We start from the raw sequence: 25076 nt of genomic DNA on the forward strand, positions 1-25076 counted from the left end.
CCCTCTCCCGGCAGGAGAGGGGAGACACAGCCTGCCTTAGAAGTGCGTGTTCACGCTCATAAACCAGGTTCGGCCCGGCTCATTATAGGTGTATGCACCCGCGCCGTACATATAGGCACCGGTTGTGGCGTTGCCGGTGGTCTGGGCATTACCCGCGCGCCACTGGCGTTTATCAAAGACGTTATCCACGCCGCCGGTCAGGCTGACGTTTTTGGTCACGTCCCAGGTCGCACTCAGGCCAACGATGCTGTACGGGCTGACTTCGTCTTTCTCAGATCCGGTCACCGGCTGGCCTTTGTAGTTGTACTTCTTCGGCTGCTGCTTGCCGTACCAGGTGAAGGTCGACTGCAGCGACACATCCTGATGTACCTGCCAGCTCAGGGTTGAGTTCAGCGTGTACTCCGGGATGATCGACAGACGGTCGCCGGTCTCCTTGTTCTTGCTTTGCAGCATATAGGTGATGTTGTTGGTCCAGTTGATCGTGTCGCTGACCGGCACGTTCAGGGAGCCTTCCAGACCTTCAACCACCGCTTTAGGTACGTTTTCCCACTGGTAAATATCGGTGGTCACTTTACTGGTAGAGGTCTGGCCGACTGGCGCATACCCCGCTTCAATCTTGTTGCGGTAGTCATTACGGAACCAGGTCACGCCCGCCAGCCAGCCGTCGTGTTTCCACTCCAGACCAATCTCTTTGTTAATGCTGGTTTCGGCTTTCAGGTCGTCGTTACCCATCATGTAGCAACCCACGCCGTCGGAACTGGCGTAGCAGCCCTGGCCTTTGCTGTACAACAGATAGTTCGGGTTGGTCTGGTACAGGCTCGGCGCTTTATAGGCGCGGGCGATACCCATCTTCAGCGTAAAGTCGTCACCCAGGCCTTGCGACAGGTTCAGGGACGGGCTCCAGTTGTTACCGACGATCGTATGGTGATCGAAGCGCAGCGCCGGGGTCAGCATGGTGCTGTCCGTCAGCTCCATGTTGTTTTCGGCGAACAGGGAGAAGATCTCCGCCGAGGTATACGGGCTACGATCGTTGCTGAGCCCCGGAATGGTCCCGCCCTGCTGGGTTTGCGAGAAGGAGGTCGAGTCCTTCATGCGCTGCTGGTTCCACTCGGTGCCCAGCGTCAGGTTCTGGTTGACGAGGAAATCAATCGGCAGGTTGATTTCGCTGTGCAGCATCACATCAGCCAGGTCGGTGTCGGTGAATTTATTGCTGTTGAACAATCCTTCCGTACCGCCCGCCAGGCCTTCGCCGAGACGCGAATTGCGGGTGTGCTCGTACTGCGCCCAGTTGCTGGTGGTAATCCCATTATCCCAGCCGCCGTTCCAGGTCACCGCAAAGTTCTGGCGATAGATACGGTTAGTCTCTTTACCGTAGTTTTTCTTCACCAGACCGCTGGAGCTGTTGTCGTTATTGGTGTTCTGGGTATCACCCGCGTAGAGGTTGTTCTGGCGGCTGTAGCCCGCTTCAAACTCCAGGGACTGCATGGGCGCGAAGTCCCAGCGGACCACGCCGTTAATGTCTTTGTTCTCGACCCCTTCACGGCCTGCAGGCAGGGTGTCGGCATAGGTACCGGTACGATCGGACTGGTGACCCTGGTTGATGTCCCACGCATCGGCCTGGGTTTTGTCCAGGTTACCAAACATGCGGAAGCTGAAGTCGCCGCCCAGCGGGCCGCTCAGGCTGAAGTTGGTGCGCTTAGTGGAACCCTCATCCTTATGTTCTGGAGCATTCAGGTAGGTGTTCCAGGAGCCATGCCACTGGTTGTCGAATTTTTTGGTGATGATGTTCACCACGCCGCCTGCCGCACCGTTACCGTAGCGAGCTGCGGCCGGGCCGCGAATGACCTCAATGCGTTCAATCATCTCTGGCGGTACCCAGCCGGTGTCACCGCGGGTATCTCGCTCGCCGCGCCAGCCCAGACGGATGGAGTTGCGGCTGGTGACCGGCTTGCCGTCAATCAGGATCAGGGTGTTTTCCGGACCCATACCACGAATATCAATCTGACGGTTATTGCCGCGCTGTCCGCTGGTGGAGTTCCCGGTCAGGTTAACGCCAGGCATGGTGCGGATGATTTCGGCCACGTCACGTGCGGGCGGGTTTTTACGGATTTCATCGGCGGTGATGGTCGATACCCCTGGTGCCTGCAGGTTCTGCTCTGCGGCGGTGATCACCATGGTGTCTTCGTGCTGCGCGTTGGCGGTGTTGTCGTCTGCCAGCGCTGGCATCGCAACGCCGTAAATCCCTAAGTTGACCAGCAAGGCCAGGGAGTGAATCTTCTTATTCATTGTACGTCCTGCTTTTCGCGCCGCATCCCCGGGCTCCATTCCCGAAAGGGAGAGGAGGCGGCATGGTGTCACCCGCAGTTTGCGTAAGCAGCCCCGTCCTCGAGCGCACACAACGCGTGGCATGGTTGTTTTATGAGCGCGCTTCCCACAGCGCGGCCACTACGCTATTGCAAATGCAAATAGTTATCAATAATATTATTAATAAAATTTGTCCTGAAACAAAAAAGACTGATAAACATGAGGTTATACGGGTGACGGGGTTAAAAACGGGAAGTGAAGCCTGGTGGCAGTCGAAAAACGGACCCGAATGGACCCGCGAGAAGGGGCACTATCGCGTCACTTTCTGGTGGCGTGATCCGGCAGGAACGCAAAAGACCTCGCCGCTAAAACGCGTCTGGCTCTACATCACCGGCGTGACCGATCACCATCAAAGTGCCCGTCCGCAATCCCTCGAGCGTATTCCTGATACTGACGTCTGGCAGTGGCAGGGTGCGTTCACCCCGCAATGGCGTGGCAGCTACTGTTTTATCCCTTCAGTGAACGAAGATGATTTTGCCGACGCGGTCTTCCACGGCGAGCAACCCGATCGTTTGGCGCTGCGTGAAGGCTGGCGAAAGTTGCTCCCCGCGGCAATGGCCGATCCGTTAAATCCGCAAAGCTGGCGCGGCGGACGCGGGCATCCCGTCTCGGCGCTCGAAATGCCCGAGGCCCCGGTTCAGCCCGGCTGGAACACGCCCGCAACGCCCGGCAACGCGCCCGTCTGCTTTGAATGGGAAAGCGTGCGTCTGAATAACCGCCGCCGGGTGTGGGTTTTCACCACCGGTGAAGACAGCCCGGAGCGGCCGCTTGGCGTACTGCTCGACGGCCAGTTCTGGGCCGAAAGCATGCCCGTGTGGTCTCCGCTAACCGCGCTGACAAACGCGGGCAAATTGCCGCCTGCCGTCTACGTCTTAATCGATGTGATCGACATGGCGCATCGCAATCACGAGTTGCCCTGCAACCCGGATTTCTGGCAGGCGGTGCAGGAGGAACTTCTCCCGCGGGTGAACAGCCGCACTCCGTTCAGCGACCGCGCCGACCGAACGGTAGTCGCGGGTCAAAGCTTTGGCGGCCTCTCTTCACTTTATGCCGGGCTTAACTGGCCCGAGCGCTTTGGCTGCGTATTAAGCCAGTCCGGCTCCTACTGGTGGCCGCACCGTGGCGGTCAGCAGGACGGGTTGCTCATCGAACAACTTAAAGCGGGCGACCTCACCGCGCGCGGGCTGCGTATCGTTCTTGAGGCCGGACGCAATGAGCCGCTCATCTTCCGCGCGAATCAGGCGATCTACTCCGAACTGCACCCGCAGCAACCGGTTATCTGGCGTCAGGTTGACGGCGGACACGACGCGCTTTGCTGGCGCGGTGGGCTGACGCAGGGGCTGATGACCCTCTGGCAGCCGCTTATTCACTAACGGAGTCTGTATGGAATTCAGCAACCCTTTCGATAATCCGCAGGGTCAGTTTGCGATTTTGCGTAACGACCAGGGACAGTACAGTCTGTGGCCGCAGCAGTGCCAGCTGCCGGCGGGCTGGCGCGTGGTCTGTGAAGCGCAGTCTCAGGAAGCCTGTCAGCAGTGGCTCGCCGACCACTGGCAAACCCTGCAACCGTCTTATTTTGCGGGAGAGAAAGCATGAACCGTCTTCCCCTTGTCGCCGCCCAGCCGGGTATCTGGATGGCGGAGCAGCTTTCCTCCCTGCCAAACGCCTGGAGCGTGGCGCACTACACCGAGCTGAAGGGCAATATTGACGCACCGCTGCTGGCAAAAGCCATTGTTGTAGGAATGAGGCAGGCCGACACCCTGCGCATGCGTTTTGTGCAAGAGAATGGCGAGGTTTGGCAGTGGGTGGATGATGCTATGTCACTGCCTGAACCGTCCGTGGTTTGCGCCGAATCCCATGACGCGGCGATGGCCCTGATGGCGGCGGATTTAAACCAGAACCTGCGGGTGGACAGCGGTCAGCCGCTGGCGTTCCATCAGCTGATTCAGGTAGGTGAAGGGCACTGGTACTGGTATCAGCGATATCATCATCTGGTGGTGGATGGCTTCAGTTTTCCGGCGATTACCCGCCAGATCGCCGCCATTTATCTCGCATGGCAAAACGGCGAGCCCACGCCCGCGTCGCCGTTTACTCCTTTCGCCGAGGTGGTGGAGGAGTACCAGCGCTATCGCGACAGCGAAGCGTATCAGCGCGACGGGGCGTTCTGGGCGGAGCAGCGTAAGCAGCTTCCTTCCCCGGTCTCGCTGTCGTCGGCACCGCTGCCGGGCCGTGCGGTGACCACCGATATTCTGCGTCTGAAGGTGACGGCTGACCGCCGTGCCTTTACCCGGCTTGCTCAGGCGGCGGGGCCGGTTCAGCGTACCGATCTGGCGCTTGCGCTGGTGGCGCTGTGGATCGGGCGTCTGACCGGACGGCTGGACTACGCCGCCGGGTTTATCTTTATGCGCCGAATGGGGTCGGCGGCCTTAACGGCAACCGGTCCGGTACTGAACGTGCTGCCGCTGGCGGTGAACATCGCCCCGCACGAAAGCCTGCCTGCGCTGGCGCATCGTCTGGCACACCAGCTGAAAAAAATGCGTCGCCATCAGCGTTATGACGCCGAGCAGATCGTGCGCGACAGCGGACGTGCCGCGGGTGATGACGCGCTGTTTGGCCCGGTACTGAACGTCAAGGTGTTTGATTATCAGCTGGATATGGATGGCGTGGACGCCATCACCCATACGCTGGCCACTGGCCCGGTCAATGACCTTGAACTGGCGCTGTTCCCGGACGAGCAGGGCGGCCTGAGTATTGAGATCCTTGCCAATAAGCAGCGCTACGATGAAGCGACGCTAACGCGCCACGTTGCACGCCTGAACGCCATGCTGATGCAGTTTGCTGCCAACCCGGATTTGCGCTGCGGCGAAGCAGAAACCGTTTCAGAGCAGGAATACCAGCAGCTGGCGCGTATCAATGATACCGGGCTGGCGCTACCGTCAACCACGCTGGCTCAGTTGGTGGCAGACCAGGCGGATAAAACGCCGGATGCCCCCGCGCTTGCTGATGCGCACATCGAACTGAATTACCGCCAGATGCGCGAGCAGGTGGTGGCTCTTGCGACATTACTGCGGGAACGCGGCGTTAAGCCTGGCGACAGCGTGGCGGTAGCCCTGCCGCGCTCGGTGTTTCTTACCCTGGCGCTGCACGGCATCGTGGAGGCGGGCGCCGCGTGGTTGCCGCTGGATACCGGTTACCCGGACGATCGTCTGCGCATGATGCTGGAGGACGCGAAACCGTCCCTGCTGATCGCCTCTGACGATCAGCTTTCGCGCTTTCGCGATCTGCCGGTCCCTGTATTTAGTTACAACACACTATTACCTCCTGCGGGCAGTGAACCGCTGCGGCTGGCAAAGCCGGCGCACACGGCGTACATCATCTTTACCTCAGGCTCAACGGGGCGGCCAAAAGGCGTGATGGTAGGGCATACCGCCATCGTTAACCGCCTGATGTGGATGCAGGATCACTATCCGCTGGACGCGCATGACGTGGTGGCGCAAAAGACGCCGTGCAGTTTTGACGTCTCGGTCTGGGAGTTCTGGTGGCCCTTTATCGCCGGCGCGAAGCTGGTGATGGCCGAGCCGGACGCGCACCGCGATCCGCAGGCGATGCAGAACTTCTTCGCGCATTATGGCGTGACCACGACACACTTTGTACCGTCGATGCTGGCGGCGTTCGTTGCCTCGCTGACGCCGGAAAATGCCGACTGCTGTCAGACACTGAAGCAGGTGTTCTGCAGCGGGGAAGCGCTGCCGACAGAACTGTGTCGGGAGTGGGAGCACCTTACTCATGTCCCGTTGCATAACCTTTATGGTCCAACGGAAGCGGCGGTGGACGTGAGCTGGTATCCGGCGTCGGGTCCGGAACTGGCGGCGGTGGCGGGCAACAGCGTGCCGATTGGCTTCCCGGTGTGGAATACGGGGCTGCGCATTCTGGATGCGATGATGCGTCCGGTGCCGTTCGGCGTGGCCGGTGACCTCTATCTTACCGGGACCCAGCTTGCGCAGGGGTATCTCGGTCGTCCGGACCTGACCGCCAGCCGCTTCATTGCCGATCCCTTTGCACCTGGCGAGCGGATGTACCGCACCGGTGACGTGGCGCGCTGGCTGGATAACGGCGCGGTGGAATATCTGGGCCGCAGTGACGATCAGCTGAAAATTCGTGGTCAGCGTATCGAACTTGGCGAAATCGATCGTGCGATGCTTTCGCTGCCTGACGTGGCGCAGGCCGTAGCGCACGCGTGCGTCTTTAATCAGGCGGCGGCAACCGGGGGCGATGCCCGACAGCTGGTAGGGTATGTCGTCTCCGGGTCCGGCTTGCCGCTGGACCGCGATGCGCTGCTGCACTCGCTTAAAGCTCAATTGCCGCCCCATATGGTGCCGGTGGTGCTGCTGCAAATCAGCGCGCTGCCGCTCTCTGCCAACGGAAAGCTTGACCGTAAGGCGCTTCCGTTGCCGGAATTGACCCGCAAGACGTCCGGGCGGGCGCCAGAAACAGACGCTGAAGTGGCCGTCGCGCAGGCATTTTCTGCCCTGCTCGGCTGTGAGGTGAACGACATCGAGGCCGATTTCTTCGCCCTCGGCGGTCATTCCCTGCTGGCGATGCGCCTGGCCGCGCAGCTCAGCCGTACGTTTGCCCGCAGGGTCACGCCGGGGCAGATTATGGTGACCTCAACGGTCAGCATGCTCAGCGCGTTGCTGGATTCATCGATGAATGACGAACAGGCACAGCGTCTGGGCTACGAGACCCTTTTGCCGCTGCGTGAAAGCAACGGTCCGACGCTGTTCTGTTTCCATCCGGCATCCGGCTTTGCCTGGCAGTTTAGCGTGCTGGCGCGCTATCTCAGACCGCGCTGGTCAATCACCGGCATTCAGTCGCCGCGTCCGGAAGGGCCGATGCAGCAGTGCGCTACGCTGGACGAGGTGATCGAACATCATCTGCAGACGCTGCGCGCGCAACAGCCGCAGGGGCCGTATTATCTGTTCGGCTACTCGCTTGGCGGCACGCTGGCGCAGGGCATTGCGGCCCGTCTGCGCGAGCAGGGTGACGCGGTGGCGTTTCTCGGCTTGCTGGATACCTGGCCGCCGGAAACCCAGAACTGGGCAGAGAAAGAGGCCAATGGTCTCGATCCGGACGTACTGGCAGAAATCGAACGCGAGCGCCAGGCGTTTATCGCCGCGCAGCAGGGGCAAGGCTCTGGCGAGCTCTTTAACGCCATCGAAGGGAATTACGCCGATGCCGTCCGCCTCCTGACAACGGCGCACAGTTCACGGTTCGACGGTAAAGCGACGTTGTTTGTTGCCGGGCGCACGCAAACGCTGGATCCGCAGCAGGCCTGGGCGCCGTGGGTGGGGGAACTGGAGGTTTACAGCCAGGATTGCGCCCACGTGGATATCATTTCACCGCAGGCGTTTGAGACGATAGGACCGGTGCTGAAGGCGATATTGGGGTAGCGGTTTCCCCTCACTCTCACCCTCTTTTCCAGGAGAGGGTGAGGGCATCAGACTGCACGCTTGCCCAACGGCACCACCAGCGGCGTACCGGCCACGGGATCGTCGATAATCATGCAGCGCATGCCGTAGATCTGCGCGATCAGATCCGGCGTCACAATCTCTTTTGGCGCACCCTGCGCCACAATTTCGCCGTCGCGCAACGCAATCAAATGTGTGGCATAGCGGCATGCCTGATTTAAATCATGCAGCACGGCCGCCAGCGTATAGCCCTGCGTGCGGTTCAACTCGCTCAACAACTCCAGCAGATCGATCTGATGGCTGATATCCAGCCACGTGGTTGGCTCGTCCAGCAGCATGATGGCGGTTTCCTGCGCCAGCACCATCGCAATCCACGCCCGCTGGCGCTGCCCGCCGGAGAGCGTATCCACGCTTTGCCGGGCCAGATCGGTAATGCCCGTCGCCTGCATCGCCCGCTTCACCGCCTCATCATCCTCTTTACGCCAGCGAGTAAACAGCGGCTGATGCGGATAGCGCCCGCGTGAGACCAGTTCCTGCACCGTGATATCCCCAGGCGTGGTGGCGTTTTGCGCCAGCAGGCCGATACGGCGCGCCACCTCTTTGCTGGCAAAGCGCTGGATCTGCTCGCCGTCGAGATACACGCAGCCCTCAACCGGCGTCATCAGGCGGCTGAGGGTGCGCAGCAGGGTCGATTTACCGCAGCCGTTCGGGCCGATAATCGCCGTAAAATGGCCGTCCGGGATAGCCACCGTCAGGTCACGGGCAATGATTTTTTTGCCATAGCCGAGGGTTAAGTGTTCGCCGCGTAAGCGGGTTGTGCTGTTTGTCATTTCTTGCGTGACTCCTGAACTAACAAGACGATGAGGTAAATCCCGCCGAGGCTGACGGTCACGACGCCTACCGGAAGTTGATAAGGCATAAATAACCGCTGGGCGCAGAGGTCGGCGGCCAGCAGTAACGCTGCGCCACACAGCGCCGCCTGGGTTAATCCCCAGCGCGCCGTGCCGCTGATGCGCCGGGCAATGTGCGGTGCAACCAGCGCGATAAACGAGATCGGCCCGGCGATGGCGGTGGCGGCAGCGGTCAGTAACACTGCCACCAGCATCAGCATCAGGCGCGAGCGCTCAACGCCCACACCCAGCGCGCAGGCGCTGTCATCACCCATCTCCAGCAGGCGCATCCGGCGTACCAGCAACACCGCGCCAATAAACATCACCAGGATCAGCGGGGCAGCGGGCCAGGTTTTGCCCCACGTCAGGCCATTGAGTGAACCGGCATACCACAACCCGGCAGAGAGCGCGGTGTCGAGCGAAGCCTGCAGCAATAGCCAGGTGTTGAAAGCCATTAACATGGCGCGAATGCCGATACCGATAATGATCAGGCGGAAGGTGTCGATACCGTTGCGCCAGGCCAGCGCCCAGATAATGAGCGCGGTGACTATCCCGCCGGTCATCGCGGTGAACGTGATGGCCGTCAGGTGCTGACCAAACAGCACCATCGCCACCAGCACGCCGCTCCAGGCGCCGGTGTTCAGCCCCATTACGTCCGGACTGCCAAGCGGGTTGCGCATCAACGACTGAAAAATGGCACCGCTGACGCCGAGCGCCGCGCCCACCAGAATCGCCATCGCCACGCGCGGCAGTCGCCACTCGGTGACCACCAGGGTGACATTGCGCGGCGCACTGCCAAGCAGCGCGTTAAAAACCTGCGCGAAATCGAGCGTGACCGCGCCGCTGCGCAGGCTCCAGACCGCCAGCATCAGAATGACGACGGCCAGCAACGACACGCTGGTGACTAAACGTCGGGACGGGGCCATCATGCGCCACCTCCGCGTTTACGTCGCACGAGGAAGATCAGCACCGGTGCACCGATAAACGCGCTTACCACCGAGACGCGCAGTTCACCAGGCACCAGCAGGCGACCCACAACATCCGCCAACAGCAGCAGGGCAGGGGTAGCAAGCAGCGTGACCGGCAGCGACCAACGGTGATCGGCACCCACCAGCCAGCGTGCCATGTGGGGCATCATCAGGCCGATAAACGCTATTGGGCCGACTACCGCAGTTGCGCTGCCGCACAGTACGGTGATCGCGATAAGACCCGTTAGCTGCGTGCGCGCCACGCGGTTGCCGAGCGCGGTTGCGGTATCGCTCCCGAGGCTCAGGCTGTTGAGCGCCCGGCTTAAACACAGCGCGACGGCGGCGGCGATGACGACCGGGATCACCACCACTTTTAAGGTTGCCAGGGTGCGGATATCCAGCGAACCGGCCTGCCAGAAGCGCAGCTGGTCGTAAACATCCGGGTTAAGCAGGGCGATGCCGTTGGATAACCCTTCCAGCACGGCGGCGAGCGCCACGCCCGCCAGCGTCAGGCGTACCGGACTCAGCTGTCCGCCACCCTGGCTACCGGTAAACGCCACCACCAGCGACGCCGCCAGCGCGCCGCAGAAGGCCATCACCAGTTGTTCAGACGGAGAGGTAAAACCGAAGAGCGCCGCGCCAAGCACAATCGCAAAGCTGGCACCGCTGTTTACCCCAAGAATGCCGGGGTCGGCCAGCGGGTTACGGGTGAGCGTTTGCATTAAGGCACCGGCAAGACCCAGCGCCCCCCCGGCCAGCAGTCCGGCAAGGGTACGGGGAAGGCGGGCATCGAGCACGATGGTGCAGTCGGCGCTCTGACAGCTGCCAGTGAGCGCATCGACAATAACGGACGCGGGCAGCGGCTTCGCGCCGACCAGCAAACTGAGTGCAATCGCAAGGATTAACAGTAGCAATAACACGGGCACGGCAACGGCGCGCACCGCGGAAGAGGAAAACGACATAGCAACATCCATGATTTGATAATGATAGTGATTATCGTTATCTATCTTATTTGGCTATGTTAGCATGTGCGCCAATGGAATTGGTAGAAATACACTCAAGGCCTTGTCATGAATCAAAAATCCTGGCTGCTCAACCTCAGCCTGCTGAAGACGCACCCCGCATACCGCGCTGTCTTTATCGCCCGTTTTATCTCCATCCTCTCCCTCGGCCTGCTTGGCGTTGCCGTGCCGGTGCAGATCCAGTCCATGACCCACTCCAGCTGGCTGGTGGGGCTTTCGGTCACCTTAACCGGTGGGGCAATGTTTATCGGCCTGATGGTGGGCGGCGTGCTAGCGGACCGGTATGAGCGTAAAAAACTGATCCTGCTGGCACGCGGCACGTGCGGCGTAGGCTTTATCGGGCTGTGCCTGAACGCCATGTTGCCGGAGCCGTCACTGATTGCCATTTACGCCCTCGGTCTGTGGGACGGTTTTTTTGCGTCACTCGGCGTCACGGCGCTGCTGGCAGCCACGCCCGCGCTGGTCGGGCGCGAAAACCTGATGCAGGCGGGGGCAATCACCATGCTGACCGTGCGCCTCGGGTCGGTAATTTCACCGATGGTCGGTGGCCTGCTGCTGGCGACCGGCAACGTGGCGTGGAACTATGGGCTGGCGGCAGCGGGCACCTTTATCACTACGCTCACGCTCCTGCGTTTGCCGCGCCTGCCGCCTCCGCCACAGCCGCGCGAACATCCGCTGACATCACTGATGGCCGCGATCCGTTTTCTGTTCAGCAATCCGTTGATAGGTGGCATTGCGCTGCTCGGCGGTCTGCTGACGATGGCCAGCGCCGTACGCGTGCTTTACCCGGCGCTGGCGGGCGTGTGGCAGATGAGCGCGTCGGAAATCGGCGTGCTGTACGCGGCTATTCCGCTCGGCGCGGCATGCGGCGCGTTGACCAGCGGTAACCTGGCGCAGAGTGCGCGTCCCGGGCTGATCATGCTGTTGGCTACCCTGGCGTCGTTTATTGCGATTGGTTTCTTCAGCCTGATGCCGGTATGGGCGCTGGGCGTAATGTGCCTGGTGATTTTTGGCTGGTTAAGCGCCATCAGTTCATTGCTGCAGTACACCCTGATCCAGACCCAGACGCCGGAAGGGATGCTGGGGCGTATCAACGGTTTGTGGACCGCACAGAACGTGACGGGCGATGCCATTGGCGCGGCTATCCTCGGCGGGCTGGGGGCGATAATGACCCCGGTGGCTTCAGCGAGCAGCAGCGGCTTTGTCCTGGCTATGCTGGGGGTGATATTGCTGGTGGTCCTGGTTGAGCTGCGTCGGTTCAGGCAGGAGGTTGTGTTGAACGACAGTGCGGCCTGACGCGTTCACACCGGCCCTCTCACCGAGAGGGCCGGGTTAGCCTCTTACCTGAACTGTGCGTCTAAACGCTGCAGTACCCGCATTGCACTGTAATAATCCAGGCGGAACGTCTCTGTTCCCAGTGCCCAGACGCGCTTGTTCTGCACGGCTGGAAGTTGCGCCAGCAGCGGATTGGCGTAAATCGCATCCACATCTTTCTGATCACCGGCAAACAGGAACAGCCCTTCGCCGTTCAGCCCGGTTGCCAGATTTTCCCCGCCTAACTGAATAATATCGTGACGTTGACCCTGGCTTTTTGAGGTGTGCAATCCGGCAGGCAGTTCAGCCAGCGTAAAGCCCAGTTGCTGTAATAACTGGCCCTGAGCGGATTCCGTCGTCCACAGGTTTGCCGAGTGTGCGGCGGCGGTGTAGACGATGGCGTTCACCGGCTGCGGCGGTAATGTCATCTGCTGTTTCACCTGGGCAAGCTGCTTATCAAACGCGGCGATGCGCTCGGCGGCCTGTTTTTCCTGACCCGTGATTGTGCCGAGCTGTTTTAGCAGCGCCTGCCAGCTTTTGTCGTCGTAGTTAATAACAAGCGTCGGCGCGATAGCTGAAAGCTGGTCATACAACGCCAGCGCCGAATCCCCGCCGGTGGCGCTGATCAAAATCAGGTCTGGCATCTGGGCGGCCACCGCTTCGGCGCTCGGCTCGCCAATGTACAGACGCGCAAGCTGACGCTGTTTCGCAATATCGCCCCACTGGCGCAGGAATCCCTGCGCATCCGCCACGCGGTTGTTGGGCGTGGTGGCGCCGCTGGCAATAACCGGCGCGTCAATCGCCAGCAGGGAGCCGGTCAGGGTCACGCTGGTGGAGACGATGCGCGTCGGTTTGTGCTCAAGCGTATGCACGCCGCGGCTGTCTGTCACCTGACGCGGCCAGTCGGCGGCAAGCGCTGAGGTAAGTCCTAAAACAAAAAGTCCGATGAAAAGCAGGGGATTACGGCAGACGGCAAGACATTTCACAACGTGGCATCCTGTTTCTGTTGAGGTTAATGCTTCTCATTTTCATGTCTGCGACGACGGGATGCAAGCGTTACCCGAAGAAGATGTTTGCTCTGCGGTTGACAGCGACGCGAGGTGAGATTAGGTTAGCGAGCGTAAATATAAATGATAATCATTATTACTGCCTTTATCATTTTAGGAGGATGAAATGGATACGTCCCTGGCTGAGGAAGTTCAGCACACCGCCAGCACGCTGCAATCAGACAGCTTTTTCTTTATGTCGCCTTACCGCAGTTTTACCACGTCCGGCTGTTTTTCCCGCTTCTCTGAATCCGCCGTCGGGGGTGACGATCCGGCAGGACAGTTTCAGCAGAAATTAGCCCAGGTTTTCCGCAACGCAAAAGCCAGCGGCATTGCCCATCCTGTGATGGTGGGTGCCATTCCGTTTGATACCCGCAAGCCGTCGTCTCTGTTTATTCCGCAACGCTGGCAGACCTTTTCTCGCCCGGCGCGTCAGCAGTCCGCCCGCTATGTTGCCGGCTCACAGGCGCTGAAGGTGGAAAAACGCACCGAGATCCCGCCGCAGCCGGTATTTGAAGAGATGGTCGCCCGCGCGGCTGCCCTCACCGCCACGCCGCAGGTGAACAAAGTGGTGCTGTCGCGCCTGATTGATATCGTCACCGACAAACCGATTGATAGCGGTGCGCTCATGGAGCGGCTGATCGCCCAGAACCCGGCCAGCTACAACTTCCACGTACCGCTGGAAGACGGTGGCGTGCTGCTCGGCGCAAGCCCGGAACTGCTGCTGCGTAAAGAAGGGGCGCATTTTAGCTCTCTGCCGCTGGCAGGCTCCGCGCGTCGTCAGCCGGATGACGTGCTGGATCGCGAGGCGGGCAACAAGCTGCTGGCGTCCGAAAAAGATCGTCACGAGCATGACCTGGTGACCCAGGCGATGAAAGCCATTCTCAAACCGCGCAGCCATCACCTCAGCATGCCGTCCTCCCCACAGTTGATCACCACCCCCACGCTCTGGCATCTGGCCACGCCGGTGGAAGGTGAGGCGCGTGAAAACGAAAACGCGCTGACGCTGGCCTGCCTGCTGCACCCGACGCCAGCCCTGAGCGGTTTCCCGCATCAGGCTGCTAAGGCGTTGATCGCCGGGCTGGAGCCCTTCGATCGCGAGCTGTTCGGCGGCATCGTCGGCTGGTGTGACAGTGAAGGCAATGGCGAATGGGTGGTCACCATCCGCTGCGCTCGTCTGCAGCAGAATACCGTTCGCCTGTTTGCCGGCGCGGGCATTGTCCCGGCCTCTTCACCCGTGGGCGAGTGGCGTGAAACCGGCGTAAAACTCTCCACCATGCTCAATGTTTTTGGTTTGCACTAAGGAACACTCATGACCCTTCCCTTTACCCGTTGGCCCGAGGATTTTGCCCGGCGCTACCGTGAAAAAGGCTACTGGCAGGATCTGCCGCTGACCCACATCCTGACAGATCAGGCGAATAACGATGCGGTGGCGATCGTCGACGGTGACCGTCGCATAACGTACCGCGAGTTTAACCAGGCCGTGAATAACCTGGCATCGCGGCTGCAGGCGTTGGGGCTTCATCGCGGTGAAACGGCGCTGGTGCAGCTTGGCAACGTGTGCGAGTTTTACATAACCTTTTTCGCCCTGCTGCAGGTGGGCGTGGCGCCGGTCAATGCGCTCTTTAGCCATCAGCGCTCGGAGCTGAACGCCTACGCCGCGCAGATCAAACCTGCACTGCTGATAGCCGATCGCGAGCACGCCCTGTTTGCAGGGGATGACTTCCTCAATACTTTTGTCGATGAGCACCGTTCGGTGCGCGTCGTGCTGCTGCGCGGCGACAAGGGTGAACATGCGCTGGACGCGGCGATTGCGCATCCGGCAGAAAATTTCATTCCGAACCCGACTCCTGCCGACGAAGTGGCGTTCTTCCAGCTCTCGGGCGGGAGTACCGGCACGCCGAAGCTGATCCCGCGTACGCATAACGACTATGACTACAGCATCCGTCGCAGCAATGCGATCTGCGGGATTACCGCGGACACGCGTTATCTGAATGCGCTGCCAGCGGCCCATAACTACGCCATGAGCTCGCCCGGCTCGTTAGGCGTCTTTACGGCGGGGGGCTGCGTGGTACTGGCAAACGATCCGAGCGCCACAATCTGCTTCCCGCTGATAGAAAAACATCAGATCACGGTTACCTCGCTGGTGCCCCCGGCGGTCAGCCTGTGGCTGCAGGCGATTGCCGACGGTGCAGGGAATGCCCCGCTCTCATCGCTGACGCTGCTGCAGGTCGGTGGGGCGCGCCTGTCCGCGACGCTCGCGGCGCGTATTCCGGCAGAAATTGGCTGCCAGCTGCAGCAGGTGTTTGGTATGGCGGAAGGGCTGGTGAACTACACCGCGCTCGATGATACGCCGGAACGCATTATCAATACGCAGGGGCGCCCGATGTGCCCGGATGACGAAGTGTGGGTGGCGGACGAGCACGGTAATCCGCTCCCGCGCGGTGAAGTCGGGCGTCTGATGACCCGCGGGCCGTATACCTTCCGCGGCTATTTCAACAGTCCGGAGCACAACGCCAGCGCCTTTGATGCAGACGGCTTTTACTGCTCCGGCGATCTGATCGCCATTGACGAACAGGGCTACATCACCGTTCAGGGACGGGAGAAAGATCAGATCAACCGTGGCGGCGAAAAGATTGCCGCAGAAGAGATTGAAAACCTGCTGCTGCGCCACGACGCGGTGATCCACGCGGCCCTGGTGAGCATGGAGGACAGCCTGCTGGGTGAAAAGAGCTGCGCGTATCTGGTGGTGAAAGAGCCACTGCGTGCGGTGGAGGTGCGCCGCTTCCTGCGTGAGCAGGGCGTTGCAGAATTTAAACTGCCGGACCGCGTGGAGAGCGTTGATGCGCTTCCGTTAACGCCCGTCGGCAAAGTCGATAAGAAACAGTTGCGCCTGTGGCTCGCTGAACGCGCCCGGGGCTAAGGAACAGAGTATGGCCATTCCACAATTAACCGCTTATGCGCTGCCGACGGCCGCAGATCTGCCAGACAACAAAGTGAACTGGGCGTTTGAGCCAGAACGTGCCGCGCTGTTGATCCATGATATGCAGGAGTATTTCCTGAACTTCTGGGGCGAAAACAGCCCGATGATGGCCCAGGTGGTCGCGAATATCGCCAGACTTCGCGATTACTGCAAGCAACACAATATTCCGGTTTACTACACCGCGCAGCCGAAAGCGCAAAGCGATGAAGACCGCGCCCTGCTGAACGATATGTGGGGACCGGGGCTGACCCGCTCACCAGAGCAGCAGCGCATTGTGTCTCAGCTGACGCCGGATGAAGCCGATACGGTACTGGTGAAGTGGCGCTACAGCGCGTTCCACCGCTCGCCGCTGGAGTTGATGCTGAAAGAGACGGGGCGCAACCAGCTGCTGATCACCGGGGTTTACGCCCATATTGGCTGCATGACGACCGCTACAGACGCCTTTATGCGGGATATCAAACCGTTCTTTATCGCCGATGCGCTGGCCGATTTTACCCGCGATGAGCACCTGATGTCCCTGAACTACGTCGCAGGGCGCGCCGGCCGGGTGGTCATGACGGACGACCTGCTGCCGTCCATTCCGGCCACGAAAGCGGCGCTGCGTGACATCATCCTGCCGCTGCTGGATGAATCAGATGAGCCGATGGATGACGAAAACCTGATCGACTACGGTCTGGACTCGGTGCGCATGATGGCGCTGGCCGCCCGCTGGCGCAAAGTGCACGGCGATATCGACTTTGTGATGCTGGCGAAAAATCCCACCCTCGACGCCTGGTGGGCGCTGCTCTCCCGCGAGGTGAAGTGATGGCGGGGTTCGATTTTACCGGCAAAACCGTCTGGGTAACGGGCGCGGGTAAGGGCATCGGTTACGCGACGGCGCGGGCGTTTGTTGAAGCGGGCGCGCAGGTCACCGGATTCGACCTGGCCTTCCCGCAGGAAGCGTATCCCTTTGCCACCGAAACGCTGGACATCGCGGATGCCGCACAGGTTCGCGAGGTATGCGGGCGTGCGCTGGCAAGGGTTGAGCGTCTGGACGTGCTGGTGAACGCGGCGGGAATTCTGCGTATGGGCGCGACCGACCAGATTGCGCAGGAGGACTGGCAGCAGACCTTCGCGGTTAATGTCGGCGGGGCATTTAACCTGTTCCAGCAGACGATGGGCCAGTTCCGTCGCCAGCAAAGCGGGGCGATTGTCACCGTGGCGTCTGACGCGGCCCACACGCCGCGTATCGGAATGAGCGCCTACGGTGCGTCGAAAGCGGCGCTAAAAAGCCTGGCGCTGACCGTCGGGCTTGAGCTGGCGGGCAGTGGCGTGCGCTGTAATCTGGTGTCGCCCGGGTCAACGGATACCGATATGCAGCGCACCCTGTGGAAAAGCGACGATGCTGAGCAGCAGCGTATTCGCGGCTTTGGCGAGCAGTTCAAGCTCGGTATTCCGCTGGGCAAAATCGCCCGTCCGCAGGAGATTGCCAGCACGGTGCTGTTCCTCGCCTCCGATGCTGCCAGCCATATCACGTTGCAGGATATCGTGGTGGACGGCGGCTCCACGCTGGGGGCGTAGATGATCTGGAAACGTCACTTATCGCGTGAAGAAATGAACGCCACCAGTCTGAACTCCATGGTGGCGCATCTGGGCATCGTCTATACCCGCATCGGTGACGATACGCTTGAGGCCGAAATGCCCGTGGATGCGCGTACCCATCAGCCGTTCGGTCTGCTGCACGGCGGGGCGTCGGCGGCGCTGGCGGAAACGCTGGGGTCGATGGCCGGGTTTCTGATGACCCGCGACGGACAAAGCGTGGTGGGAACGGAACTGAACGCAACGCACCATCGCGCGGTATCGCATGGGAAGGTGCGCGGAGTGTGTCAGCCGTTGCATCTTGGGCGAACCAGCCAGAGCTGGGAGATTGTGGTGTTCGACGAGCAGGGACGGCGGTGCTGTACCTGCCGGTTGAGTACCCAAATTTTGGGCTAGCGTTGCACGGTCAACATCCCTCTCCCCGCTGGGGAGAGGGATAAGGCTTACAGCATCGAAATCACCCGCTTCAACAAGCGTATTCTCGGCGCAATCGACGCTTTATCCAGCCACTCCGCCGGGCTGTGGAACCCGGCACCGATCGGCCCCAGCCCGTCCAGGGTCGGAATGCCCAGCGCGGCGGTGTGGTTGGCATCACTGCCACCACCGACCGCCTGCCAGGTAATGGCTATTCCTTCCGCCTGACCTGCCGCTTCAACCTGCTGCATCAGCGCCTGCGTGGCTTTACTCGCTGCCATCGCCGGTTTGTGGTTCACGCGCGTCAGCGAGGTCGTGACGCCCTCTAAAAAGCCTTTTTCACACAATGCCTCCAGCGCCTGGTTCACCCGGCTGTACTCATCGTTTTCCCAGAAACGCACGTCCAGCTCGGCAGCGGCTTTATCGGCCACCACGTTTGCCGCACTGCCGCCGTGGATCACCCCAACGTTGAGCGTGGTGCCACGTTCCTGGTCGGTCAGGGCATTAATGGCAATAATGCTGTTTGCCAGGGCGGTTATCGCCGAGCGGCCTTTCTCCGGTTCGTTACCCGCGTGTGCCGCCACGCCGCTGAACGTCAGGTGATAGCCCGCCATCCCTTTGCGAGCCTTCACCAGCGAACCGTCGGCGCGCGCGGCTTCGCATACCAGCACGCAGCGGGCGCGTTTTGCCAGTTCGCCAATCCATTCGTGTGAATAGACGGAACCGGTCTCCTCGTCGGGATTCATGGCGATCGCAATGGCCAGACGATCGTGGTCGGCTGCGTCCAGCTCACGCATCGCCCACAAGATATTCAGCAAGCCGCTTTTCATATCCGATACGCCAGGGCCATAAAGACGGGTGGCGTCCTCGCTCAGCGGACGCTCGGCGACGGTGCCGGGGGCAAATACCGTATCAAGATGGCCGACCAGCAGAACGTCGAACTGTGCCGCCTGTGGCTTATTACTGACGAATACGCCCGGGCCAACCTTGTCGCCCAGATTGACCCGTTCGGTGTGCCAGCCTTCGCGCTGCCAGAGCGTTTCAATAATGCCAGCCACGGTTTCGACGCCTGCTACAGTACGGGTGCCGCAGTCCACGTTCACCAGGGTTTTCAGCTCTTCAATATAATGGTCAAGATTCATAATAACGTCCTGTTCAGAGAATAATGCGCATCAGCAGCATGGCTAAGAAGGCGTTGATGACCGAAATGGCAATCATCAGCGGAATACGTTTAGCGCGGGTGCCGATCACACCCAGAATGCGGCCGAGATACTGCACCTGTGAGCCCATCAGATAGATAGCAGGTGCCAGAATCGCCAGGTGCTCGCCGGTAATAATGCCTTTATCAAACAGGCCGATCGCCACGCCGATCCCACCGCCCATCGACATCCAGCCGCCAATCAGCACGGCAGCCGCTTCACCCGGCAGGCCAAACAGGCCCATCAGCGGGGAGAAGATCATCCCCAGCCCTTTCAGTGCCCCGGTAATTTCCAGCGCCTTGATGATGATAAAAGCCATGACCACGTTGGGCAGGGTGCTGCCGGTGGCAATACTCCAGCCCTTGCGTGCGCCTTCGACAAACACATCGGTAATCACGGGATGAGATTGTGGGGCACTCATACGGTCTCTCCTTGTGTCGGTTGTTGCTCAGGGGCATCTTTGCCGATGACGGTCAGGATCAGGCGCAGCAGATTCGCGCCGACAATCTTCATGATGAACATCACGGCGATGCAGGCACCAATGGAGGTTGGTACCGCGGCCGTCCCGTCAACGGCGACCAGGGTAAAGAGGATGGCACCAGAGGAGAAAAAGTTGGTGATCATCGCCCCGGCGGAGAACTGGAACATGGCGAAAACGTCTTTCTCTTTTTCGCTAATCTGCCCTTCATCGGACAGGTTGCGGGTGAGGGATGCACCCACATCGGTGCTCTGCAGGCTGCCAATCAGCGCCAGCCCGGTGGTACCGGGAATGCCCAGCAGCGGGCGCAGCAGCGGCGTTAACAGCTTACGTGCCGCACGCAGCGCACCATAGTGCTCCAGCACGTTGATCATCCCGAGGGCAAACATCACGGCTGGAATTAAACCGAGCGCAAAGAGAAACCCGTCCATTGCGCCACTGCCGCCGGTACCGCGAAAGGCGCTGGTGGCGGTGGTCAGGGTGCCGTCTTCAAGGCTGGCCTTGCTGACCACCTTGCCAAACGCACCGTTGAGGGTGGTGAAATCAAACACGCCGTACCACTCTTTTCCGCCCAGCAGGCCAGAGAAGAAAACGGCTGCGAATGCCAGCGCAACGTACGCGCCGGGCCCGACCTTGAGATCCTGAGGTACTGAACTGTTCATATCCTTTTCCTTGTATGCACGCGATTGCGCAGGGTCATTCTGGCGAGGTTTTGAGCAAAAAAAATGATACAAATCATTTCGTAAGGCGGTGTCGGGACGAAAAAGGCAAAAGTGTGACCCGTGGCGGCAGGGGTGTTTCAGCGGAAGGTGATCGGCTTAACAATGTGGTGTAAATGTCTGGTTTGACCACGCATTATTGCGTTTCAAAGTTGTTAAATTTTGAGCGTTGTTCTAGAAACAAAATGTAACATCTCACTGTTTCACAACAACGGACAACAACTATGAACAACTCAGGGAAATACCTTACGTGGGCAGGGCTCTCCGTTGTGGGAGCATTTGCCCTGGGCTATATCGCCCTCAACCGGGGGGAACAGATCAACGCGCTGTGGATCGTTGTCGCCTCGGTCTGTATTTATCTGATCGCGTACCGTTTTTATGGCCGCTATATCGCGAAGACGGTGTTAGGGGTCGACGGCACGCGCATGACGCCTGCGGTTCGTCATAACGACGGTCTGGACTATGTGCCTACCGACAAGAAAGTGCTGTTCGGTCACCATTTTGCGGCGATTGCCGGCGCGGGCCCGCTGGTGGGGCCAGTCCTGGCGGCGCAGATGGGTTACCTGCCGGGGATGATCTGGATCCTCGCGGGCGTCGTGTTGGCCGGTGCGGTGCAGGACTTTATGGTGCTGTTCGTCTCCACCCGCCGCGACGGACGTTCGCTTGGTGAGCTGGTGAAAGAGGAGATGGGAGCCACGGCCGGGGTGATCGCCCTGATCGCGACCTTTATGATCATGGTGATCATCCTCGCGGTGCTGGCGATGATCGTGGTGAAAGCGCTGACCCACAGTCCGTGGGGAACCTATACCGTGGCCTTTACCATTCCGCTGGCGCTGTTTATGGGGATCTACATTCGCTACCTGCGTCCGGGACGCATTGGTGAAGTGTCGGTCATCGGCCTGGTCTTTCTGGTGTTTGCCATTATCTCCGGCGGCTGGGTGGCTGAGAGCCCGACGTGGGCGCCGTTCTTCGATTTCACCGGCGTACAGCTGACGTGGATGCTGGTAGGGTACGGATTTGTGGCGGCGGTGCTGCCGGTGTGGCTGCTGCTGGCCCCGCGCGATTACCTCTCCACCTTCCTGAAAATTGGCACGATTGTGGGGCTGGCAATCGGCATTTTGATTATGCGCCCGACGCTGACCATGCCTGCGCTGACCAAATTTATTGATGGCACCGGCCCGGTCTGGACCGGCAACCTGTTCCCGTTCCTGTTTATCACCATCGCCTGTGGCGCGGTGTCTGGTTTCCACGCGCTGATTGCCTCCGGTACCACGCCGAAAATGCTCGCCAATGAGAATCAGGCCTGCCTGATTGGCTACGGCGGCATGCTGATGGAATCGTTCGTGGCGATAATGGCGCTGGTCTCGGCCTGTATTATCGACCCGGGCGTTTACTTCGCGATGAACAGCCCAATGGCGCTGCTGGCACCGGCCGGCACCGTTGACGTGGTGGCCTCTGCCGCGCAGGTGGTAAGCGGCTGGGGCTTTGCCATTACCCCAGACACGTTGACCCATATCGCCAGTGAAGTGGGCGAGCAGTCAATTATTTCCCGTGCGGGGGGCGCGCCAACGCTGGCGGTGGGCATGGCGTATATTCTGCACGGCGCGCTGGGCGGGCTGATGGACGTGTCGTTCTGGTATCACTTCGCCATTCTGTTTGAAGCGCTGTTTATTCTGACGGCGGTGGATGCGGGAACGCGTGCGGCACGCTTTATGCTGCAGGATCTGCTGGGGGTGATCTCACCGAACCTGAAACGTACCGATTCATTACCGGCGAACCTGCTGGCAACGGCGCTGTGCGTACTGGCGTGGGGATATTTCCTCCATCAGGGCGTCGTCGATCCGCTGGGAGGGATTAACACCCTGTGGCCGCTGTTTGGTATTGCCAACCAGATGCTGGCGGGCATGGCGCTGATGCTCTGTGCGGTAGTGCTGTTCAAAATGAAGCGTCAGCGTTATGCGTGGGTGGCGTTACTGCCAACCGCATGGCTGCTGATTTGTACCCTGACGGCAGGCTGGCAGAAAGCCTTCAGCCCGGACAACAAGGTGGGCTTCCTGGCTATCGCCAACAAGTTCCAGGCGATGATCGACAGCGGTAAGATCCCGGCGCAATATACGGAATCACAGCTGTCGCAGCTGGTGTTTAACAACCGTCTGGACGCCGGGCTGACCATCTTCTTTATGGTGGTGGTTGTGGTGCTGGCGTTGTATTCTCTGAAGACTGCACTGGCGGCGCTGAAAGAAGACAAGCCGACGGCAAAAGAGACACCGTATGAGCCAATGCCTGAGAACCTGGAAGAGATTGTGACCCAGGCGAAAGGGGCGCATTAATCGCTCAACCTCACCCTCTCCCCGCCGGGGAGAGGGGATAAAAGACGAGACATCCACTATGTTCGACACCCTCTCCAAAGCAGGAAAATACCTGGGCCAGGCCGCCAAAATGATGATCGGCGTTCCGGATTACGACAACTACGTCGAGCATATGCGCGTCAACCACCCTGACCAGACGCCAATGACCTATGAAGCTTTCTTCCGCGACCGCCAGGACGCCCGTTACGGCGGCAAGGGCGGCGCGAAGTGCTGTTAACCCTCTTTCGGTAAACAAAGGCTAATCTGCTTTTGTTTACATTCAACATGCGATCAGGCGTTTAACCCGCCATCGACATCCAGTCCCGTGCCGGATATTTGTCCGGCGGCAGGACTGGCCAGGAAGGTGACCGCGGCGGCGATGTCTTCCGGCTGGCCGTAATGTCCCACCGCAATCATCTGGCGCTGAGATTCAGCCTGTTCTCCATCCTCCGGGTTCATATCGCTGTTTGTCGGGCCAGGATGCACAAGGTTCACGGTAATGCCGCGCGGGCCGAGATCGCGAGCCAGACCCCGGGTAAGGGAGTTGAGTGCAGATTTGGTCATCGAATAGACGGCAATACCGGGCATCGCCACACGGTTTGCCAGACAACTGCCGATGTTGATAATGCGCCCGCCGTCAGACATATGCACCAGCGCTTCCTGAATGGCGATCACCACGCCCCGGATATTGACGTTAATCAGGGCGTCAATATCCGCCAGCGTCATGGACTCCAGCGGACCGCCGCGTGCGATCCCGGCGTTGTTGACCAGAATATCCAGCCCGCCCAGGGAGCGTGCCGCATGGGTAACCGCATCCTGAATGGCCTGTGCGCTGGCGCTGTCGGCCTGAATCGCCTCGCTGTGGCGCCCAAGCGCCTTTATCTCTTCGGCGACCGCCTGGGCTTTGTCGGCGGATTTTTCATACGTAATAACCACATCGGCACCGGCGCGTGCCAGTGAAAGTGCGATGGCACGACCCAACCCACGGCTGGCGCCGGTAACCAGCGCCTTCTTACCTGTTAAATCGATCTGCATGATGACCTCGTTGCGAGAGTGATGAGAATCATCATTAGGTATAGTCGGTCGGAACGATTAACGGCTGAAGGATTCCACTTTCTCAAACGCGGCGCGCAGAACCGCAGGGGTGAGCGCGACCGGCAAATAGTGGATAGATTCCACCGGGCGCAGCGTATGGGCAATGACCTTGTCCAGCTCGTCGCGGTTGTTGATATCCACCTCCAGTTCGCGAAGCGTGGTGGGCAGGGTAAAGCGCTGATAGGCCGCCACCAGCTCGGCCAGCACGTCATCCTGGCCGAGCAGCGCACTTTGCACCAGGATGCCATAGGCCACTTTGGTACCGTGCAGGTATTTTTCCGTTTGCGGCAAAACGGTTAAACCGTTGTGCACCGCATGCGCGGCCGCCACGCGGGTATAGCGCTCGCCCAGACCGCCCACCATTCCGCCCCCGGCAATAATGGCATCCACAACGTCCCTGAACGCCTGCGTCGCTTCGCCACGCTGCTGGTCGGCCAGCGCCTCTTCGCTACGGGAAAGCAGCACGTCGCGGATCGCCAGCGCGCCGTTGATACCCAGGCGTACGGTCAGGGGCAGGTTTTCGGGTTGAGGGGCCAGGACCACCGCTTCATACCACTTCGCCAGCGTATCGCCGATGCCTGCCAGCAGGTACTCCGCTGGGGCATTGAGGATAATGTGCGGTTCCACCAGCACCAGGAAGTTAGCATCGTCGAACACCTCAAACTGCAGCGCCTGACCGGCATCGTTATACCAGACGGAGAGCGGCGTCCAGGCGGCGCAGGTGGCGGCGATGGTGGGAATAGCCACCACCGGCACGCCGAGACGGCGCGCCACCGCTTTGGCGGTATCAAGCAGTGCGCCACCGCCGACACCAATCACCACGCTGGCGTTATTGCCAGACGCCGTCACCAGATCGGTGACGTCACGTTCGCTGCAGTGCCCTTTAAAGCGCAGATGTTTCGCCCCCGGTGTGTGAAAGCTTTCCGGCAGGAAAGGGCGCGCGCCTTCAATGGCGCGTTCGCCATAAATCCACACCGCGCGGGAGAGCTGTTCCGGCGTAAAGAATTCATTCAGGTGCGCAAGGCTTCCCGGATGCGAGAAATAGTTCGCCGGGCCTGGCACGACGCGGATATCGGTGTTGCTCATGTGTTGTCCTTTTTTTAGCAAGCGCTAACCCGATGTTATGTCTGGACATCCGGATGGCTAATAATATTTCGCTTTATCTTATGCCTTTTCCGTCGTTGTCAGTC

21 protein-coding genes are annotated in these 25076 nt (G+C 60.2%); 11 read left to right on the top strand and 10 right to left on the bottom strand.

Features of this window, described 5'->3' with window-relative positions; all coding sequences use genetic code 11:
• Positions 1-36: 36 nt before the first annotated feature.
• Positions 37-2286, bottom strand: a complete 2250-nt coding sequence (locus AB6731_RS10240) for a TonB-dependent siderophore receptor (RefSeq protein WP_020885035.1) — start codon at positions 2284-2286, stop codon at positions 37-39.
• 251 nt (positions 2287-2537) lie between these two features.
• Between AB6731_RS10240 and fes the strand changes: the two genes are divergently transcribed.
• The 3 genes from fes to entF are packed head-to-tail and all read left to right on the top strand — an operon-like array spanning position 2538 to position 7814.
• On the top strand, positions 2538-3737 hold the full coding sequence (gene fes, locus AB6731_RS10245) for an enterochelin esterase (RefSeq protein ID WP_371006326.1): 1200 nt from the start codon (positions 2538-2540) through the stop codon (positions 3735-3737).
• Positions 3738-3747: 10 nt separating this feature from the next.
• Positions 3748-3960, top strand: a complete 213-nt coding sequence (locus AB6731_RS10250) for an MbtH family NRPS accessory protein (RefSeq protein ID WP_014169063.1) — start codon at positions 3748-3750, stop codon at positions 3958-3960.
• The gene (entF, locus tag AB6731_RS10255; protein ID WP_371006327.1) at positions 3957-7814 is read left to right on the top strand and encodes an enterobactin non-ribosomal peptide synthetase EntF; all 3858 of its coding nucleotides are present in this window, start codon (positions 3957-3959) and stop codon (positions 7812-7814) included. Before AB6731_RS10250 ends, entF begins: the two co-directional genes overlap by 4 nt.
• A 47-nt stretch (positions 7815-7861) precedes the next feature.
• Here the strand turns inward: entF and fepC are convergent, their stop codons facing one another.
• The 3 genes from fepC to fepD are packed head-to-tail and all read right to left on the bottom strand — an operon-like array spanning position 7862 to position 10652.
• Positions 7862-8662: an iron-enterobactin ABC transporter ATP-binding protein gene (gene fepC / locus AB6731_RS10260; protein ID WP_014169065.1), complete on the bottom strand. Its 801-nt coding sequence runs from the start codon at positions 8660-8662 to the stop codon at positions 7862-7864.
• A complete protein-coding gene (gene fepG, locus AB6731_RS10265) occupies positions 8659-9648 on the bottom strand; it encodes an iron-enterobactin ABC transporter permease (RefSeq protein ID WP_025204701.1) in 990 nt (329 codons plus the stop codon). Before fepG ends, fepC begins: the two co-directional genes overlap by 4 nt.
• Complete coding sequence (gene fepD, locus AB6731_RS10270; protein ID WP_371006328.1) at positions 9648-10652, bottom strand: Fe(3+)-siderophore ABC transporter permease; 1005 nt, start codon at positions 10650-10652, stop codon at positions 9648-9650. Before fepD ends, fepG begins: the two co-directional genes overlap by 1 nt.
• Positions 10653-10760: 108 nt before the next feature.
• Between fepD and entS the strand changes: the two genes are divergently transcribed.
• Positions 10761-12008: an enterobactin transporter EntS gene (gene entS, locus AB6731_RS10275; protein ID WP_014169068.1), complete on the top strand. Its 1248-nt coding sequence runs from the start codon at positions 10761-10763 to the stop codon at positions 12006-12008.
• A gap of 44 nt (positions 12009-12052) precedes the next feature.
• Here entS and fepB read toward each other — a convergent pair whose 3' ends face one another.
• Positions 12053-13012: a Fe2+-enterobactin ABC transporter substrate-binding protein gene (fepB, locus tag AB6731_RS10280; protein WP_181239701.1), complete on the bottom strand. Its 960-nt coding sequence runs from the start codon at positions 13010-13012 to the stop codon at positions 12053-12055.
• 187 nt (positions 13013-13199) lie between these two features.
• Between fepB and entC the strand changes: the two genes are divergently transcribed.
• From entC to entH, 5 genes are read left to right on the top strand one after another with little or no spacing between them, the layout of a single operon-like run.
• Positions 13200-14375, top strand: coding sequence for an isochorismate synthase EntC (entC, locus tag AB6731_RS10285; protein WP_181239700.1), 1176 nt, complete (start codon positions 13200-13202; stop codon positions 14373-14375).
• Between the two features lie 9 nt (positions 14376-14384).
• Positions 14385-15995 (top strand): (2,3-dihydroxybenzoyl)adenylate synthase EntE, encoded by a 1611-nt coding sequence (entE, locus tag AB6731_RS10290; RefSeq protein ID WP_181239699.1) that lies wholly within the window; start codon positions 14385-14387, stop codon positions 15993-15995.
• Between the two features lie 10 nt (positions 15996-16005).
• Positions 16006-16860: an isochorismatase gene (locus AB6731_RS10295; protein ID WP_014169072.1), complete on the top strand. Its 855-nt coding sequence runs from the start codon at positions 16006-16008 to the stop codon at positions 16858-16860.
• Positions 16860-17615 carry a 2,3-dihydro-2,3-dihydroxybenzoate dehydrogenase EntA gene (entA, locus tag AB6731_RS10300; protein WP_181239698.1) on the top strand — a complete coding sequence of 252 codons (756 nt, stop codon included), beginning with the start codon at positions 16860-16862 and terminating at the stop codon, positions 17613-17615. Before AB6731_RS10295 ends, entA begins: the two co-directional genes overlap by 1 nt.
• Positions 17616-18029, top strand: coding sequence for a proofreading thioesterase EntH (gene entH / locus AB6731_RS10305; RefSeq protein WP_014169074.1), 414 nt, complete (start codon positions 17616-17618; stop codon positions 18027-18029).
• Positions 18030-18076: 47 nt separating this feature from the next.
• Here entH and AB6731_RS10310 read toward each other — a convergent pair whose 3' ends face one another.
• Genes AB6731_RS10310 through AB6731_RS10320 form a run of 3 tightly spaced genes read right to left on the bottom strand, consistent with a single transcriptional unit; the run spans position 18077 to position 20386 of the window.
• A complete protein-coding gene (locus AB6731_RS10310; RefSeq protein ID WP_047357089.1) occupies positions 18077-19189 on the bottom strand; it encodes a M20 family metallopeptidase in 1113 nt (370 codons plus the stop codon).
• A gap of 13 nt (positions 19190-19202) precedes the next feature.
• A complete protein-coding gene (locus tag AB6731_RS10315; protein ID WP_014169076.1) occupies positions 19203-19667 on the bottom strand; it encodes a YjiG family protein in 465 nt (154 codons plus the stop codon).
• Positions 19664-20386 (bottom strand): nucleoside recognition domain-containing protein, encoded by a 723-nt coding sequence (locus tag AB6731_RS10320; RefSeq protein WP_020885022.1) that lies wholly within the window; start codon positions 20384-20386, stop codon positions 19664-19666. Before AB6731_RS10320 ends, AB6731_RS10315 begins: the two co-directional genes overlap by 4 nt.
• Positions 20387-20667: 281 nt before the next feature.
• On the opposite strand from AB6731_RS10320, the gene cstA reads away from it, so the two are divergent.
• Both cstA and AB6731_RS10330 read left to right on the top strand, forming a co-directional pair.
• Positions 20668-22773 carry a pyruvate/proton symporter CstA gene (gene cstA / locus AB6731_RS10325; protein ID WP_014169078.1) on the top strand — a complete coding sequence of 702 codons (2106 nt, stop codon included), beginning with the start codon at positions 20668-20670 and terminating at the stop codon, positions 22771-22773.
• Positions 22774-22831: 58 nt separating this feature from the next.
• A complete protein-coding gene (locus tag AB6731_RS10330; protein ID WP_014169079.1) occupies positions 22832-23029 on the top strand; it encodes a YbdD/YjiX family protein in 198 nt (65 codons plus the stop codon).
• A 53-nt stretch (positions 23030-23082) separates the two neighbouring features.
• Here the strand turns inward: AB6731_RS10330 and AB6731_RS10335 are convergent, their stop codons facing one another.
• The gene (locus AB6731_RS10335) at positions 23083-23826 is read right to left on the bottom strand and encodes an SDR family NAD(P)-dependent oxidoreductase (RefSeq protein WP_032681438.1); all 744 of its coding nucleotides are present in this window, start codon (positions 23824-23826) and stop codon (positions 23083-23085) included.
• 57 nt (positions 23827-23883) lie between these two features.
• Positions 23884-24972 carry an oxidoreductase gene (locus AB6731_RS10340; protein ID WP_371006329.1) on the bottom strand — a complete coding sequence of 363 codons (1089 nt, stop codon included), beginning with the start codon at positions 24970-24972 and terminating at the stop codon, positions 23884-23886.
• Positions 24973-25076: the final 104 nt, after the last annotated feature.

Source organism: Enterobacter sp. RCC_40, from assembly GCF_041360735.1.
GTDB lineage: Bacteria > Pseudomonadota > Gammaproteobacteria > Enterobacterales > Enterobacteriaceae > Enterobacter > Enterobacter ludwigii.